The sequence below is a fragment of the Microbacterium esteraromaticum genome (assembly GCF_014084045.1).
Taxonomy (GTDB): Bacteria; Actinomycetota; Actinomycetes; order Actinomycetales; family Microbacteriaceae; genus Microbacterium; species Microbacterium esteraromaticum_D.
Genome location: NZ_CP043732.1, coordinates 1,046,619 through 1,060,798, shown reverse-complemented (window position 1 = coordinate 1,060,798; position 14,180 = coordinate 1,046,619). Strand labels below are relative to the sequence as shown.

The window sequence follows — 14,180 nt, the reverse complement described above, 5'->3', positions numbered from 1 at the left end:
TGGACGGGTGCGCGCGTCTCGTAAGCTCCGGCTCCTCCGTGGCGTCGCGGGCGCCTCGATCGCGACGTTCGTCGCGCTCGCCTCGCATGTCTGGGTCGGCGGGCAGATGCCGGGGATGCTCGGCATCGCCGTTCCGTGGCTGCTCTCGGCCATGGTGTGCACGCTGCTCTCGGGCATCCGGCTCTCGGCGCTCCGTCTGAGCGTCTCGGTGCTGCTGTCGCAGGCTCTGTTCCACTCCCTGTTCGTGCTCGGCGCGATCACGCCGCGCGGCGGTGTGGCGCCGCACGTGCACGGCCCGCTGGTGCTGCCGTCCGCGAGCGGTGCCGTCATCGTTCCCGAGGACACGGGGATGTGGGTCGCGCACGGGATCGCCGCGATGATCACCGTGCTCGCGCTGCATCGCGGTGAGCGCCTGGTGCAGGCGCTCGTAGACCTGGCGTTCGCCGTCGCGCGCTGGCTCAGCCGCGCCGTGGTCGTGGCGCCCGTGCTTCCCGTCGCGCCGGCGCGACCGCGCTGGACGGTGCTCGTGGCGCCGCTTCGCGCCGAGCCTCGCCTCGCTGCGCTCCGCCGACGCGGACCGCCTCTTCCTGTCGTCTGATCCATCGCTGCCCAACGGCAGCGGGGCGCCGAGCGCGCCCGTTCCAGATGACCCGCCGCATCGCGCGGCGTTGAAGAAAGAGGTTTCCCATGTTCCGTCTCCGCACCACCGTCGCCGCAGCCGCTGTGGCGATCATCGCCGCACTCGCCGTGGCGGCACCGGCATCCGCCCACGACGAACTCGTGTCGAGCACCCCGGCAGCCGACTCGCAGCTGACCGCAGCTCCGACGGAGGTCGTGCTCACGTTCTCGAACAACCTGCTCTCGCTCGACGAGAACAGCGGCACCGCGATGACCGTGTCCGACCCGTCGGGTGAGGACTGGGTGGCAGGCGAGCCCGTGATCACAGCCGACACCGTCACGGTCCCCCTCGCCGAGGGCATGCCGAACGGCGCCTACACGGTGACCTGGCAGGTCGTGTCGAGCGACGGCCACCCGACCTCGGGCGAGTACTCGTTCTCGCTCGCCGCGGCGGAGGCCGAGGTCGAGCCCAGCGCCGCTCCGACCGAGAAGGTGACCGAGGAGCCTGAGCAGCCGTCGAAGACGGCGCAGACGACGGACCAGGATGAGACCGCACCCTGGCCGCTGCTGATCGGCCTCGGCGTCGTGCTGCTCGCCGCGATCATCGTGTTCATCGTGATCGCCGCGCGCCGCCGGCGCTGAATCGGCCGGGACGGGCCTCGCCGAGCACGGCGGGGCCCGTTCCCGGTGATACCTTCGGCGACAGCGCGCTGCGCGCATTCAGGAGGAACCGCATGGCGATCGTCGACAACGGCATCTACGTCGGCGGGGTGCGCACCGCGAACCCCGCCAGCCTCGACGAGACCTTCGAGCTGATGCGCGAACGCGGCGGAATGGGGTGGATAGGGCTCTACCGGCCCGACTCCGCCGAGCTGCAGGCGGTCGCCGCCGAGTTCGGGCTGCACGAGCTCGCCGTCGAGGATGCCCTGCGCGGCCACCAGCGGCCCAAGCTCGAGCAGTACGAGGACCACCTCTTCGTCGTGCTGCGACCCGCCCGCTACCTCGACGCCGAGGAGGAGGTCGAGTTCGGCGAGGTGCACGTCTTCGCCGGCCGCGACTTCGTCGTCACGGTGCGGCACGCGGAGGAGCCCGATCTGGCACGCGTGCGCCGCCGTCTCGAGGGGGAGCCGGAGCTGCTCGCCCACGGACCCGAGGCGGTGCTCTACGCGATCCTCGACGAGGTCGTCGATCGGTACGCGCCCGTGCTCGCCGGACTCGAGAACGACATCGATGAGATCGAGAATCAGCTGTTCGTCGACGACGTCGACGCCACGCAGCGCATCTACGAGCTCTCCCGCGAGGTGCTCGACTTCCAGCGCGCGGCGCAGCCGCTGACCGAGATGGTCGGCGGGCTGCTGCGCGAGGGGGACAGGCTGGGGGCGGATGCCGAGCTGCAGCGCCGTCTGAGGGATGTGCACGACCATACGATCCGCGTCGCCGACCGGGCTGCGACCTTCCGTGCTGTGCTCGACAAGGCGCTCGTCGTGGAGTCGACGATCGTCGCCCGTCGGCAGAACGAGGAGATGCGGCGGATGACAGAGGAGAGCATCAGGCAGGGCGACCAGATGAAGCGCATCTCGTCGTGGGCGGCGATCCTGTTCGCCCCCACCCTGATCGGGGCGATCTACGGCATGAACTTCGAGCACATGCCCGAACTCGAGTGGCCCGCCGGGTACCCGCTCTCGATCGCGGCGATGGTGGCGCTCGGCGGCGGGCTCTGGCTCGCCTTCAAGCGCAAGGGCTGGCTGTAGCGTCGTGTGACGCCATAGGGCGTCAGACCGCCCCGTTGTCGCACCGGCACAGCAGAATGGTTGTATGAGCCTCGCCGACCTCACGACCGCGCACCCGTTCGATGCCATCACCGAGGCCGACCTGCGGCAGGCCGGCAGCGTGAAGTGGACCCGTTTCCCCGACACGATCGGAACGTTCATCGCCGAGATGGACTTCGGGGTGGCACCTGCGATCTCGGATGCCGTCTCCGATGCGCTGCGCGCCGGCTTCACGGGCTACCTGCCGCAGCCGACGGCGCGCGCGCTGCAGCAGGCGGTCGCCGACTGGTACGCCGCGAAGCACGGCTGGGCCGTGCCGGCCGACGACGTGCGCCTGGTCGCAGACGTGATCGCCGCGTACGAGTTCGCCATCACCACCTACACCGAGCCGGGGGCGGCCGTCATCGTGCCGACGCCGGCGTACATGCCGTTCCTCGATGTGCCCCTGCGGCACGGACGGCGGGTGATCGAGGTGCCAAGCCTCGAGGTCGACGGGCGCTGGACGATGGACCTCGACGCCGTCGCGGCAGCATTCGCCGATGGCGGCGAGCTGCTCGTGCTCTGCAACCCGCACAATCCGCTCGGCACGGTCGCCACCAGGGACGAGCTGCTGGCGCTCGCCGAGACGGTGTCGGATGCCGGTGGCCGGGTGTTCGCCGACGAGATCCACGCACCGCTCGTGTACGCACCCGCCAGGCACATCCCGTACGCATCGGTGTCGGATGCCGCGGCCGAGCACACCCTGACGGCGACCTCGGCGTCGAAGGCGTGGAACCTCGCAGGCTTCAAGTGCGCTCAGCTGATCCTCTCGAACGACGAGACCCGCGCCGCGTGGGACGCCGACGGCGGCTGGGCCGGACACGGCACCGCGACGGTCGGAGTGATCGCGCAGCTGGCCGCCTACACCAGCGGCGCCGAGTGGCTGGCCGAGGTCACGGAGTACCTCGACGGCAGCCGGGCGCTGCTCGCCGAGCTCGTGGCAGAGCATCTGCCCGGCGTGCGGGTCACGGTGCCCGAGGGCACGTACATCGCCCTGCTCGACTTCCGCGGCACGAGTCTGTGGGCAGAGCTGGGTGCGGACGCAGATCTGGGCACGTGGTTCCGAGAGAACGCCAAAGTCTCGATGACCGATGGAGCCCTGTGCGGTCAGGCGGCGATCGGGTGCACGCGCTTCGTGTTCGCCACCCCTCGGCCGATCATCCGTGAAGCCGTCCTGCGGATCGCCGAGGCCCTGACGCGCTGAGCGGGCAGTCCTCGTTAGGGGTCGGCAGGCCGGAGACGGGGTCAGATGCCGGCGGTGCGACCGGCCCGGTCGACGGCTGCGGTGAGCTTGCCGAGGAAGTTGACGACGGCGGCGTGCTCGGCTTCGGTGAGGTCGGCGGCGATCTGACGCGTCGCCTGCTGGAACGCCACGACGGGAGCGCCGACGGTGCGCTCGGCGAGCGGAGTGGCGGTGATCACGAGGCTGCGGCGATCGGAGGGATGGCGCACGCGCTCGATGGCTCCGGCGCGCTCGAGCCGGTCGAGGAGGGCCGTCATAGAGGCGGATGTGACGCCGAGGTGCTTCGACAGCGCCGTCGGGGTGACCGTCGCGTCATTGCGGGCTGCGGTCAGCAGGTACTGGACGATCCGGATCTCGTTGTCCGACATCGATGAGGCCGCGCGGGCGCGGGCATGCATCGCGCTGTCGGCTTCCTGGTACTGCCGGAGCGCGTCGATGATCTGGGTCTCGGAACTCACGTGATCGCTCATGTGCCCCTCCTCGACATCGATCATAACAAACCATGAAGTGTGGCGGATATGTAGTTTGACAAACTACTTTTGATCTGAGTAAGTTTTCTCACATCAGATTCCCCACCGACCAGAGGAGTGGACATGGGCACGCTGCACTACGGAGCCACCGGCGATCCGATCGAGATGCCGGATCGGATCCTCGCTCACCTGAAGGTTCTGATCTCGACCAAGCTGCGTCGCAACGAGAGCTTCTCGCTCTCGTGGGACCGACTGACCGATGGAGCAGTCGAGCGATCGAGCATCTGGCTGCACTGCTCGATCCCGCTGCAGTTCCAGATGGACGCCGAGGCGGCCAAGCAGCTCGACCGCACCTACCTGCAGCAGCTCGCCGACCAGGCGAACTCGTCGGCCGGAGTCGTCATCGACCTGTGCGATCAGGTGATCGAGCGCGAGATCACCGAGATCGACGTTCGCACCCCGACCCTGGCGCGTGTGGCATGACCATCGCAGAGCACCCCGCGGGGCGACTGTTCGTCCCGGGCGCAGCGGCATCGCCGGTGCCGAGCGCGTCCACCTCGGTGTCGGTGGTGCCGCGGCCGGTGACCTGGAGCAAGGTCGACACCGGCTTCCACGTCGCATCCAGGGCCGGCGAGTACGTCGGCTCGATCGACACGACGCCCGACGGGCACTTCGTCGCGTTCGACGGCACCAGCGCGCCCATCGGCCGCTTCGCGGAGCTGTCGGATGCGAAGACGGCGGTGCTGTCGTGGAGGCCGGAGCGCGCACGCATCCGGGATCGCCGCCTAGGCGAGATGATCCGGCCGATCGCCGCGTCGGCGGGGATCGTCGCAGGAGCGACCGCCGCGCTGGGCGCGCTCCTCACAGCCCTTCCAGGCTGAGCGACCGCCCAGGAGGGCGGCCGAGGGGCCGCCGCGGTCAGTGCGCGAGGACGACCGCGTCGGTCTTCTCCTGAAGGAACGAGCGCAGCTCGGCGAGCCGGGCGATATCGTCGGCGAGCAGGCGGAGGTCGGCGTCATCCATGTCGATCGACGCACTGCGACCCTCGAACGTCACGACCCACACGGGCAGCCCCAGACGGATCTCGGGGTGCAGCAGCGTGATCGTGCTGGCGGAGCGGAGCGTCACGACGACCATGCCCGAGTTGGGGCCCGACTCGAAGTTGTTGTCGAGCACCGCGACGCCCAGCGAATCAGCGCTGTGCGACACGATGTACTCGTTGACCCAGCGCTCGACTGTGGTCCGGTCGCGATATGGCATGCAGGCACCTGTGTTTCATAGACGAGCGCAGACGCGCTCACTCCGAACGTAGCCGACCGCACTGACCGGGGCCTGGAAGAGCCGTTCCGCGTACCGGACGCGAAGGCTTCCTTCGCCTCCGGTCAGCGCTGATTCGACAGCATCAGGCGCCGACGGGCTGGCTCCGCGCGAGACGCAGCCAGGTCTCGACGACCGTGTCCGGGTTGAGCGACACCGACTCGATCCCCTGCTCGACGAGCCACTCCGCCAGCTCCGGGTGGTCGCTCGGGCCCTGGCCGCAGATGCCGACGTACTTGCCGTGACGACGGCAGGCCTCGATGGCCATCGACAGCAGCTTGAGCACGGCGGGGTCGCGCTCGTCGAAGGTGTCGGCGACGAGGGCGCTGTCCCGGTCGAGACCGAGGGTCAGCTGAGTCATGTCGTTCGACCCGATCGAGAATCCGTCGAAGTGCTCGAGGTACTCGTCTGCCAGCAGCGCGTTGGTGGGCACCTCGCACATCATCACGACCTTGAGGTCGTTCTCGCCGCGACGCAGGCCGTTCTCGGCGAGCAGCTCCACGACGGCCTGACCCTCGGCGACGGTGCGCACGAACGGGACCATCACCTGCACGTTCGTGAAGCCCATCTCGTCGCGCACGAACGTCAGCGCCTCGCACTCCATCTCGAAGCACTCGCGGAAGTCGGGCGAGATGTACCTCGAGGCGCCGCGGTAGCCGATCATCGGGTTCTCCTCGTGCGGCTCGTAGCGCTCGCCGCCGATGAGGTTGGCGTACTCGTTCGACTTGAAGTCGCTCATCCGCACGATGACGGGCTCGGGGGCGAAGGCCGCCGCGAGCATCGAGACGCCCTCGACGACCCGCTGCACGAAGTAGTCGCGCGGCGACGGGTAGGCGGCGATGCGGGCATCCACCTGCCGGCGAAGATCGTCGGGCAGGGAGTCGTGCTCGAGCAGCGCCCGGGGATGGATGCCGATCTGCCGGTTGATGATGAACTCGAGCCGCGCGAGGCCGACGCCCCGGTGCGGCAGGCGGGAGAACGAGAACGCCTGGTCGGGGGTGCCCACGTTCATCATGATCTTCACGGGTGCCTCGGGCATGCTGTCGAGCGCCGTCTCCTCCTCGGAGAACGGCAGGATGCCCTCGTACACCACGCCGGTGTCTCCCTCGGCGCACGAGACCGTGACCTCCTGGCCGTCGGCCAGCACTCGCGTGGCGTCGCCGGTTCCGACCACGGCCGGGATGCCGAGCTCGCGGGCGATGATCGCGGCATGGCAGGTGCGGCCGCCACGGTTGGTGATGATGGCGGATGCCCGCTTCATGATCGGCTCCCAGTCGGGGTCGGTCATGTCCGCCACGAGCACGTCGCCGGTCTGGAACTCGCTCATCTGAGTGGCGTCCCGCAGCACGCGCACGGGACCTGCGCCGATGCGCTGACCGATGGCGCGGCCCTCGACGGCGACGGTGCCCCTCTCCTGCAGGCGGAACCGGCGCATCACGTTCGCCGACGCCCGCGACACGACCGTCTCAGGACGAGCCTGCAGGATGTACAGCTGCCCGTCGACGCCGTCCTTGCCCCACTCGATGTCCATCGGGCGGCCGTAGTGCGCCTCGATGACGAGGGCGTGCCTCGCGAGCTCGGTGAGCTCGGAATCGGTGATCGAGAACAGCTGGCGCTGCGGGGCCGGCACATCGACGAACGCGGTGCTCGCGCCCGCCTCTCTGCTGTCGGTGTAGCGCATCGCGATCGCCTTCTCGCCCACAGAGCGCTTGAGGATCGCGGGGCGGTCCGCTCGCAGCGCCGGCTTCGAGACGTAGAACTCGTCGGGGTTCACCGCGCCCTGCACGACGGCCTCACCCAGCCCGTACGAGCTGGTGACGAAGACCGCCTCGTCGAACCCGGACTCCGTGTCGACGGTGAACATCACCCCGGACGAGCCGATGTCCGAGCGCACCATGCGCTGCACGCCGGCCGAGAGGGCGACCTCGTCGTGGTCGAAGCCGTGATGCACCCGGTAGGCGATCGCTCGGTCGTTGTACAGCGAGGCGTAGACGCTGCGGATCGCGGCGAGGACGTTCTCGATCCCGCCCACGTTGAGGAAGGTCTCCTGCTGGCCGGCGAACGAGGCGTCCGGGAGGTCCTCCGCGGTGGCCGATGAGCGGACGGCCCAGGTGACGCCCTCGGGGTCGGCGTCCTTCGCGACCAGCTGCCCGTAGGCGTCGCGGATGTCCCGCTCGAGATCCTCGGGCAGCGGATGCTCGATGATCCACGTGCGGATCTCGGTGCCTACGAGTGCGAGACGCGTCACGTCGTCGGTGTCGAGACCGGCGATCGCGTCGCGGATGCGCTCGCGCAGCCCGCCGTGCTCGAGGAAGCGGCGGTAGGCGTCCGCCGTCGTGGCGAAGCCGCCCGGCACCCGCACTCCCAGGTCGGCGAGATTCGAGATCATCTCGCCGAGCGACGCGTTCTTGCCGCCGACCTGGGGGAGGTCGGCCATTCCGATCTGATCGAACCAGAGGATGTTGGTCACGAGGAGCTCTTTCGTCTGAAGGGTGGTCAGGCTGAGTGTGGTCAGCGGCGGAGGCCGAGGGCTTGCAGGATCACTGCGGACATCTCCTCGACGCTCTTCGTCGAGGAGTTGAGGAAGGGGATGCCGTTGCGGGCGTACAGCTTCTCGGCGCGGCGCAGCTCGGTGGTGCACTGCGCGAGGCTCGAGTAGTGGGAGTCGGGGCGGCGTTCGTGGCGCACCTGGCTGAGCCGCAGCGGCGTGGTGGTGAGTCCGAAGCACCGCGAGGCGTACTTCTCGATGAGAGGCGGCAGGCCGTCGCTGGGGAAGTCGTCATCGGTGAGCGGGTAGTTCGCGACGAGCAGGCCGTACTGCAGTGCGAGGTACATCGTGGTGGGGGTCTTGCCGCAGCGGCTGGGGGCGACGATGATCACGTCGGCGAGGTCGAGGGCGCGACTGCTCTGTCCGTCGTCGTGCTCGATCGCGTACTCGACCGCGCGCATGCGGGCGAAGTACTCGGTGGCGTCGCCCAGAGTGTGGAACTGGCCGAGCTGCTCGGACGGTGGGGTGCCGAGAGCCTCGGCGAGCTCGCTCAGGTGGCCGCTCAGCAGGTCGATGTGCGTGGCGGGGACGGCGGTGAGCACGGTGCGCACCGCGGGGTTCTTGGCCGTGGTGAAGACGAGCGGCTCGAGGCCGCCTGCGGCATCCTGCGCGATCTGCTCAGCGACGGTCGTCGCGGCGTCGACCGAGTCGACGAACGGGACCGTGTGCTTGACGAACACCATGCCGGGGAAGTTGGCCAGCAGGGCGTTGCCCAGGGTCTCGGCGGTGATGCCCGTGCTGTCCGACACGAAGTACGCGGCGCGCACGGCGCGCGTCGTGGTCTTGTCGCTGAGGGTCGTCTCGGCCATGAGACGACCCTATGCGGAGGATCAGAGGAACCTTCGCCACTCCCGGGGGTAAAGATCACCGAATCTTATGATCTTGAAAGGAGTCCCTGCACGCGAGCGCTGGTCACGCCGCGGCGAGCCCCTGCACGCGCGACTCCAGGGCGGCACCGACGGCGCCGATCGTCTCGGAGTACCGGTCGACGACGACGTCCGGGGCGCCGAGGTGCCAGTCCGCGGTGTAGTCCTCACGCCGGATCACGAGCTGCGGCTGGATGTCGATCAGATCCATCCCGATGAACTCGAGCACTTCGCGCAGCTGCTTGGCGGACGCTGCTCCGCCGTGCCCGCCGTAGCTGACGATCGCGGCCGGACGGTCCTGCCACTCGGCGTAGATGTAGTCGATGGCGTTCTTCAGCGCGGCCGGGTAACCGGCGTTGTACTGCGGAGTGAGGAAGACGATCGCATCGGATGCCCGGATCTCATCGGCCCACGCGAAGGTGTGCGGATGCGTGTACTGGTTCATGCCTGCCATGAGCGGTTCATCGAGCATCGGCAGGTCGATCTCGCGAAGATCGAGGATCCGCACGTCGGCGCTCGTCGACCGCGCGAGCAGTTTGGCGATGCTGTCTGCCAGCTGGCGTCCGATCCGCACGGGACGAGTGCTGCCGACGATGATGCTGATGCGGGGCTGAGATTCCGACATTGTTCTGATCCTTCCGTTGCTGACGGCTGGATGAACGCGGTCTCAGGAGAATGTATTCCATTGAATGTATTCCAGGGATGTGCTCCCGGAATCAGGCGTCGGTCTCGAGGTCGTACTTCAGGCGATGCGCGGCGATCTCGCTCTGGTGGGTTGAGGCCCACTCGGCGAGCACCAGGATCGGGGCGATCAGCGTGCGCCCGAGCGGGGTCACGCGGTACTCCACACGCGGGGGGATCTCGGCGAACATCTCACGCGCCACGAGCCCGTCGCGCTCAAGCTGCCGCAGGGTGTGGGTGAGCATCCGGGCCGAGATCCCGGAGGTCATCTGCTTGAGCTCGGTGAAGCGCATGGGGCCGTCCTGCAGCATCCCGATCAGCATCATGCTCCACTTGTCTCCGACGCGCGACAGTATCGAGCGGAACACCTCTGCATCCGCCTCGGATCCCCCGCACATCGTATGCATGCGTGGCTCGTGCGCGATCTCCATTGCAGCTCCTTCATCGTCGGCACGTCGTGTCGGTTACCTCGGTGTGACTCGGTCACGTTGCGGTGCCTGCCACCCCGTGAGGAATACTTACCCACCGTACCTCAGTTACCGATCGTAACTTTCGTTCTTGTGAAAGGCCTCCTGTGATCCTCCTCACCGTTCTCACCTGGGTTCTGTCCGGCTTCCTCGCCCTGGCATTCCTCATGGCCGGCTCCATGAAGATCCTGAAGCCGCACGGCGGCGACCGGCCGATGCCGACCCTTGACGACTACAGCGACTCGCAGGTCAGGCTCATCGGCGCCGCCGAGGTGCTCGGTGCGGTCGGCGTGATCATCCCGGTGCTCATCGGCGTGGCGCCCATCCTCACCCCGATCGCCGCGATCGGCCTCGCGCTGATCCAGTTCCTCGCGATCTTCGCGCACCGCAAGCACGGTGAGCCGTTCGTGCCCAACATCGTGCTGATGCTCGTCGGGCTCGCCGTCGCCGCGCTGCGTCTTGCAGGAGTGTGACCACATGTCCACTGCGTCCGTGACTCTGCCCTCTGAGGCCACCGGCCCCTCCCGCACATCGGGCAAGGCCGCGATCTGGCTGCTGCTGGGTGCGGCCTTCGCCACCATGCTCAACGAGACGGTGATGGGCGTCGCCATCCCGCACCTCGTGACCGACCTCGGCGTCTCTCTGAATCTCGCTCAGTGGACCACCACGGCGTTCATGCTCACCATGGCCGTGGTGATCCCGACCACCGGGTACCTGCTTCAGCGGTTCACGACCAGGCAGGTCTTCCTGGCGGCGATGACGGCCTTCAGCGCGGGCACGCTGCTCGGCGCGCTCGCCCCTGACTTCACGGTGCTGCTGATCGCGCGGGTGATCCAGGCCTCCGGCACGGCGATCATGATGCCTCTGCTGATGACGACGATCATGACCCTCGTGCCCGCGCATGAGCGCGGGCGGTTCATGGGACGGATCACGATCGTGATGGCAGTCGCCCCCGCGCTCGGTCCCACGCTGTCCGGATTCATCCTGAACAGCCTGTCTTGGCAGTTCCTGTTCTGGACGATCCTCCCGGTCGCCCTGCTGATGCTCGCCGCCGGAGCCTTGCTGCTGCGCAACATCGGAGCGCACAGCAGCGCTCCGCTCGACCTGCTCTCTCTGCCGCTCACTGCGGTCGCCTTCGGCGGTCTCGTCTACGGATTCAGCGCACTGGGTGCAGGAACCGACACGTCGCGCACCGCCGGGTCGATCGCCCTGGCAGCCGGCATCGTCGGCCTCGCGCTGTTCATCTGGCGACAGCTCATGCTGCAGCGCACCGAGCGGGCACTCCTCGACCTGCGCGTCTTCCGCTCCCGGCCGTTCGCGCTCGCCGTGATCCTGGTGATGGTGATGATGGCGGCGATGTTCGGATCGATCATGCTGCTGCCGATCTATCTGCAGAACGTCCTGCGCGTCGACTCGGTGACCACTGGTCTGCTGCTGCTCCCCGGCGGCCTGGTGATGGGACTCATCGCCCCGCTCGTCGGGCGCCTCTTCGACAGGTTCGGGCCCCGGCCGCTCGTGATCCCCGGGGCGATGCTCGCCAGCTCGGTGCTGTGGGCGATGACGAGGCTCTCGGAGAGCACGCCTCCGGTGCTCGTCATGCTCGGGCACGTGGGGCTCTCGGTGGGGGTCGCCTTCATGATGACGCCGTTGATGACCTCGGCGCTCGGATCTCTCGGGCCGAAGCTGTACTCGCACGGCTCCGCGACGATCGGCACCGTCCAGCAGGTCGCCGGAGCGATCGGCACCGCGCTGTTCGTGACGGTGCTCGGCATCGGGACGGCTCGATCGATGGCATCCGGTGCCGGGCAGATCCCGGCGGAGGCGTACGGAGTCTCGTTCGCCTTCCTGGTCGGAGCCGTCATCTCGCTGGTCGCGGTGGTCGGCAGCTGGTTCGTCCGCAATCCCGTCACCCCTGGATAGAGACGGACGGATGCGCCGCGCGAGAAGCGCCTCAGCCGCGCTGCGTGGTCACTGTGGAGGGGCTGACGGGAATCGAACCCGCGCTGTCTGCTTGGGAAGCAGAAGTTCTGCCATTGAACTACAGCCCCGTGCGCCCGGAGGCGCTTGGCAAGCATAACAAAGGTGCGGGTGGTGGCTACGCGGCGGGTCCGACTGTCGGGTGAGCGTCGGGAATCTCGGACGACACGCTGCCGGTACGCCCGGTGTGCCGAGTACACGCCGTGCGCGGGCCGGATGGTCCGAGACGCCCGACAGGCGCGCTCGAGACCGAGACGCCCGACACCGAGACGCCCGACAGAGAGACGCCCGACAGAGAGACGCCCGACAGGCGCGCTCGAGACACCCGTGACGTAGTACCACGGGATGACGCGCCCCGGCGAGAGTCACTCTGCAGGCGGACGCGCGCGGATGCGCCAGGGAAATAGCGTCGAAGGCATGATCACAGCAGAGGGCCTCGGCAAGAGGTACGGAGACAAGGTCGCCGTCGACGACGTGTCGTTCACGGTGCGTCCTGGCAGCGTCACGGGGTTCCTGGGGCCGAACGGCGCCGGCAAGTCGACGACGATGCGCATGATCGTCGGTCTCGACCGACCGACATCCGGCCGCGTCATGATCAACGGGCAGAGCTACACCGATCTCAAGGCGCCGCTCGCCGAGGTCGGGGTGCTGCTCGACGCCAAAGCCGTGCACACCGGCCGCAGCGCGCGCAACCACCTGCGGGCCATGGCCGCCACCCACGGCATCCCTTCTTCCCGTGTCGACGAGGTCATCGAGATCACCGGGATCGGCTCGGTGGCGCGCAAGCGCGCCGGCGGGTTCTCGCTGGGCATGGGCCAGCGCCTCGGCATCGCCGCGGCACTGCTCGGCGACCCGCACACGCTCATCCTCGACGAGCCGGTGAACGGCCTCGACCCCGAGGGCGTGCGCTGGGTGCGCCAGTTCGTGCGCCACGCGGCATCCGAAGGCCGCACGGTGCTGCTCTCCAGCCACCTGATGAGCGAGATGGCGCAGACCGCCGACCACGTGATCGTGCTCGGCCGCGGCAAGGTGCTCGCCGACGCGGCCCTGCCCGACCTCGTCCGCGCGTGGACCACCGAGCGCGTTCACGTGCGCAGCCCCCGCGCCGCCGAGCTCGCAGACGCGATCGCAGGCACCGACGTCGAGGTCACCAGCTCCGACCGCTTCACACTCGACGTGACCGGACTCCCGGCATCCCGCATCGGCGACATCGCCGCCGACCGCGGCATCGCCGTGCACGAGCTGACTCCCGCGAGCGGCTCGCTCGAAGACGCCTACCTCGCCCTCACCGGCGACGCCGTCGAATACCGCACCCGCGAGGTCCCGCAGGACGTCGCCCCTCTCCAGGAGGCCCGCGCATGACCGCCATCCAGGCCCGCGCCACACACATCCCCACCACCGCGTCGCACGTCTCGCTCGGCAGGCAGCTGCGCAGCGAGCTCATCAAGCTGCTGTCGGTGCGCGGCACGTGGTGGTCGGTCGCGATCGTCGCGGTGCTGACCGTCGGCATCGCCGTGCTGTTCGGGGCGAATCTGCCGGAGGGTCTTCCCGACCCGATCATGGTGATCGTCGCCCCTGTGCAGTTCACGATGCTGCTCGCCGGCATCCTCGGGGTGATCTCGGTCACCGGCGAGTACTCCACCGGCATGATCCGCTCGACCCTCACCGCCAACCCGGTGCGCGGCTCGGTTCTCGTGGCGAAGGCGGCCGTGCTCGCGGCGTTCCTCTTCGTCGTGTCGCTGGTGATCTTCCTCGCCGCGGCGCTGATCGTCACGCCGATCCTCGCCGACGCGGGCACGTCGTTCGAGTGGGCGAAGCCCGAAGCGGTGATCGTGCCGATCCTCGCCGCCTCCGCGACCATGTCGCTGTTCTCGCTGATCGGCGTGGGGCTCGGCTTCCTGCTGCGCTCGGGCGCCGGCGCGATCGCGGTCACGGTCGGCATCATCTTCGTGCTGCCCGTGATCTTCAGCCTGGTCGGCACCTTCCTGCCCGACCTCACCTGGCTGATCGACGCGGCGAACTACCTGCCGGCGTCCGCTGCGCCCAGTGCCATCCTGCCCTCCGACCTGACCGCCCTGAACGCGGCCGAGTCGTGGCTGACGCTCGGCGCCTGGTCGGCGGCGTCGCTCGTCGCCGGGTGGGCCGCATTGCGCGGGCGGGATGCCTGACAGCACCGGCACGTAGA

16 protein-coding genes and 1 tRNA gene are annotated in these 14,180 nt (G+C 68.7%); 10 read left to right on the top strand and 7 right to left on the bottom strand.

The window, feature by feature from the left end; all coding sequences use genetic code 11:
* Positions 1 to 7 precede the first annotated feature (7 nt).
* The 4 genes from FVO59_RS05105 (at position 8) to FVO59_RS05090 (ending at position 3,630) form a co-directional block, all read left to right on the top strand.
* Positions 8 to 598 carry a hypothetical protein gene (locus tag FVO59_RS05105; protein ID WP_182255326.1) on the top strand — a complete coding sequence of 197 codons (591 nt, stop codon included), beginning with the start codon at positions 8 to 10 and terminating at the stop codon, positions 596 to 598.
* Positions 599 to 687: 89 nt separating this feature from the next.
* Positions 688 to 1,260, top strand: coding sequence for a copper resistance CopC family protein (locus FVO59_RS05100; RefSeq protein ID WP_182255324.1), 573 nt, complete (start codon positions 688 to 690; stop codon positions 1,258 to 1,260).
* Positions 1,261 to 1,352: 92 nt separating this feature from the next.
* On the top strand, positions 1,353 to 2,369 hold the full coding sequence (locus tag FVO59_RS05095) for a magnesium and cobalt transport protein CorA (protein WP_182255322.1): 1,017 nt from the start codon (positions 1,353 to 1,355) through the stop codon (positions 2,367 to 2,369).
* 64 nt (positions 2,370 to 2,433) lie between these two features.
* A complete protein-coding gene (locus FVO59_RS05090; protein ID WP_182255320.1) occupies positions 2,434 to 3,630 on the top strand; it encodes a MalY/PatB family protein in 1,197 nt (398 codons plus the stop codon).
* Positions 3,631 to 3,671: 41 nt separating this feature from the next.
* On the opposite strand, the gene FVO59_RS05085 is transcribed toward FVO59_RS05090, so the two are convergent.
* Positions 3,672 to 4,139 carry a MarR family winged helix-turn-helix transcriptional regulator gene (locus FVO59_RS05085; RefSeq protein WP_182255311.1) on the bottom strand — a complete coding sequence of 156 codons (468 nt, stop codon included), beginning with the start codon at positions 4,137 to 4,139 and terminating at the stop codon, positions 3,672 to 3,674.
* A gap of 123 nt (positions 4,140 to 4,262) precedes the next feature.
* Here FVO59_RS05085 and FVO59_RS05080 point away from each other — a divergent pair, with 123 nt between their 5' ends.
* Together FVO59_RS05080 and FVO59_RS05075 are read left to right on the top strand one after the other, a co-directional pair.
* Complete coding sequence (locus FVO59_RS05080; protein WP_182255303.1) at positions 4,263 to 4,622, top strand: DUF7882 family protein; 360 nt, start codon at positions 4,263 to 4,265, stop codon at positions 4,620 to 4,622.
* Entirely contained in the window at positions 4,619 to 5,020 is a 402-nt protein-coding gene (locus FVO59_RS05075; protein WP_182255301.1) for a peptide ABC transporter permease, read from the top strand. Before FVO59_RS05080 ends, FVO59_RS05075 begins: the two co-directional genes overlap by 4 nt.
* A gap of 37 nt (positions 5,021 to 5,057) precedes the next feature.
* On the opposite strand, the gene FVO59_RS05070 is transcribed toward FVO59_RS05075, so the two are convergent.
* The 5 genes from FVO59_RS05070 to FVO59_RS05050 all read right to left on the bottom strand — a co-directional run bounded on the left by FVO59_RS05070 (position 5,058) and on the right by FVO59_RS05050 (position 9,982).
* Complete coding sequence (locus FVO59_RS05070) at positions 5,058 to 5,399, bottom strand: protein-L-isoaspartate carboxylmethyltransferase (RefSeq protein ID WP_182255299.1); 342 nt, start codon at positions 5,397 to 5,399, stop codon at positions 5,058 to 5,060.
* A 142-nt stretch (positions 5,400 to 5,541) separates the two neighbouring features.
* Complete coding sequence (gene ppsA, locus FVO59_RS05065; protein ID WP_259363518.1) at positions 5,542 to 7,893, bottom strand: phosphoenolpyruvate synthase; 2,352 nt, start codon at positions 7,891 to 7,893, stop codon at positions 5,542 to 5,544.
* A gap of 74 nt (positions 7,894 to 7,967) precedes the next feature.
* Positions 7,968 to 8,813, bottom strand: a complete 846-nt coding sequence (locus tag FVO59_RS05060; protein ID WP_182255295.1) for a pyruvate, water dikinase regulatory protein — start codon at positions 8,811 to 8,813, stop codon at positions 7,968 to 7,970.
* A gap of 103 nt (positions 8,814 to 8,916) precedes the next feature.
* Positions 8,917 to 9,495, bottom strand: a complete 579-nt coding sequence (locus FVO59_RS05055; RefSeq protein ID WP_182255293.1) for an NADPH-dependent FMN reductase — start codon at positions 9,493 to 9,495, stop codon at positions 8,917 to 8,919.
* 91 nt (positions 9,496 to 9,586) lie between these two features.
* Positions 9,587 to 9,982, bottom strand: coding sequence for a winged helix-turn-helix transcriptional regulator (locus FVO59_RS05050; RefSeq protein ID WP_182255291.1), 396 nt, complete (start codon positions 9,980 to 9,982; stop codon positions 9,587 to 9,589).
* Between the two features lie 143 nt (positions 9,983 to 10,125).
* Between FVO59_RS05050 and FVO59_RS05045 the strand changes: the two genes are divergently transcribed.
* A complete protein-coding gene (locus FVO59_RS05045) occupies positions 10,126 to 10,491 on the top strand; it encodes a DoxX family protein (protein WP_182255289.1) in 366 nt (121 codons plus the stop codon).
* 19 nt (positions 10,492 to 10,510) lie between these two features.
* Complete coding sequence (locus FVO59_RS05040; RefSeq protein WP_259363451.1) at positions 10,511 to 11,938, top strand: MDR family MFS transporter; 1,428 nt, start codon at positions 10,511 to 10,513, stop codon at positions 11,936 to 11,938.
* A 54-nt stretch (positions 11,939 to 11,992) separates the two neighbouring features.
* Here FVO59_RS05040 and FVO59_RS05035 read toward each other — a convergent pair.
* Positions 11,993 to 12,066: transfer RNA gene (locus tag FVO59_RS05035), tRNA-Gly, on the bottom strand.
* Between the two features lie 346 nt (positions 12,067 to 12,412).
* Between FVO59_RS05035 and FVO59_RS05030 the strand changes: the two genes are divergently transcribed.
* The gene (locus FVO59_RS05030) at positions 12,413 to 13,357 is read left to right on the top strand and encodes an ABC transporter ATP-binding protein (protein ID WP_182255285.1); all 945 of its coding nucleotides are present in this window, start codon (positions 12,413 to 12,415) and stop codon (positions 13,355 to 13,357) included.
* Complete coding sequence (locus FVO59_RS05025; protein ID WP_182255283.1) at positions 13,354 to 14,163, top strand: phosphatidylglycerol lysyltransferase domain-containing protein; 810 nt, start codon at positions 13,354 to 13,356, stop codon at positions 14,161 to 14,163. The genes FVO59_RS05030 and FVO59_RS05025 overlap by 4 nt, the downstream gene beginning before the upstream one ends.
* Positions 14,164 to 14,180: the final 17 nt, after the last annotated feature.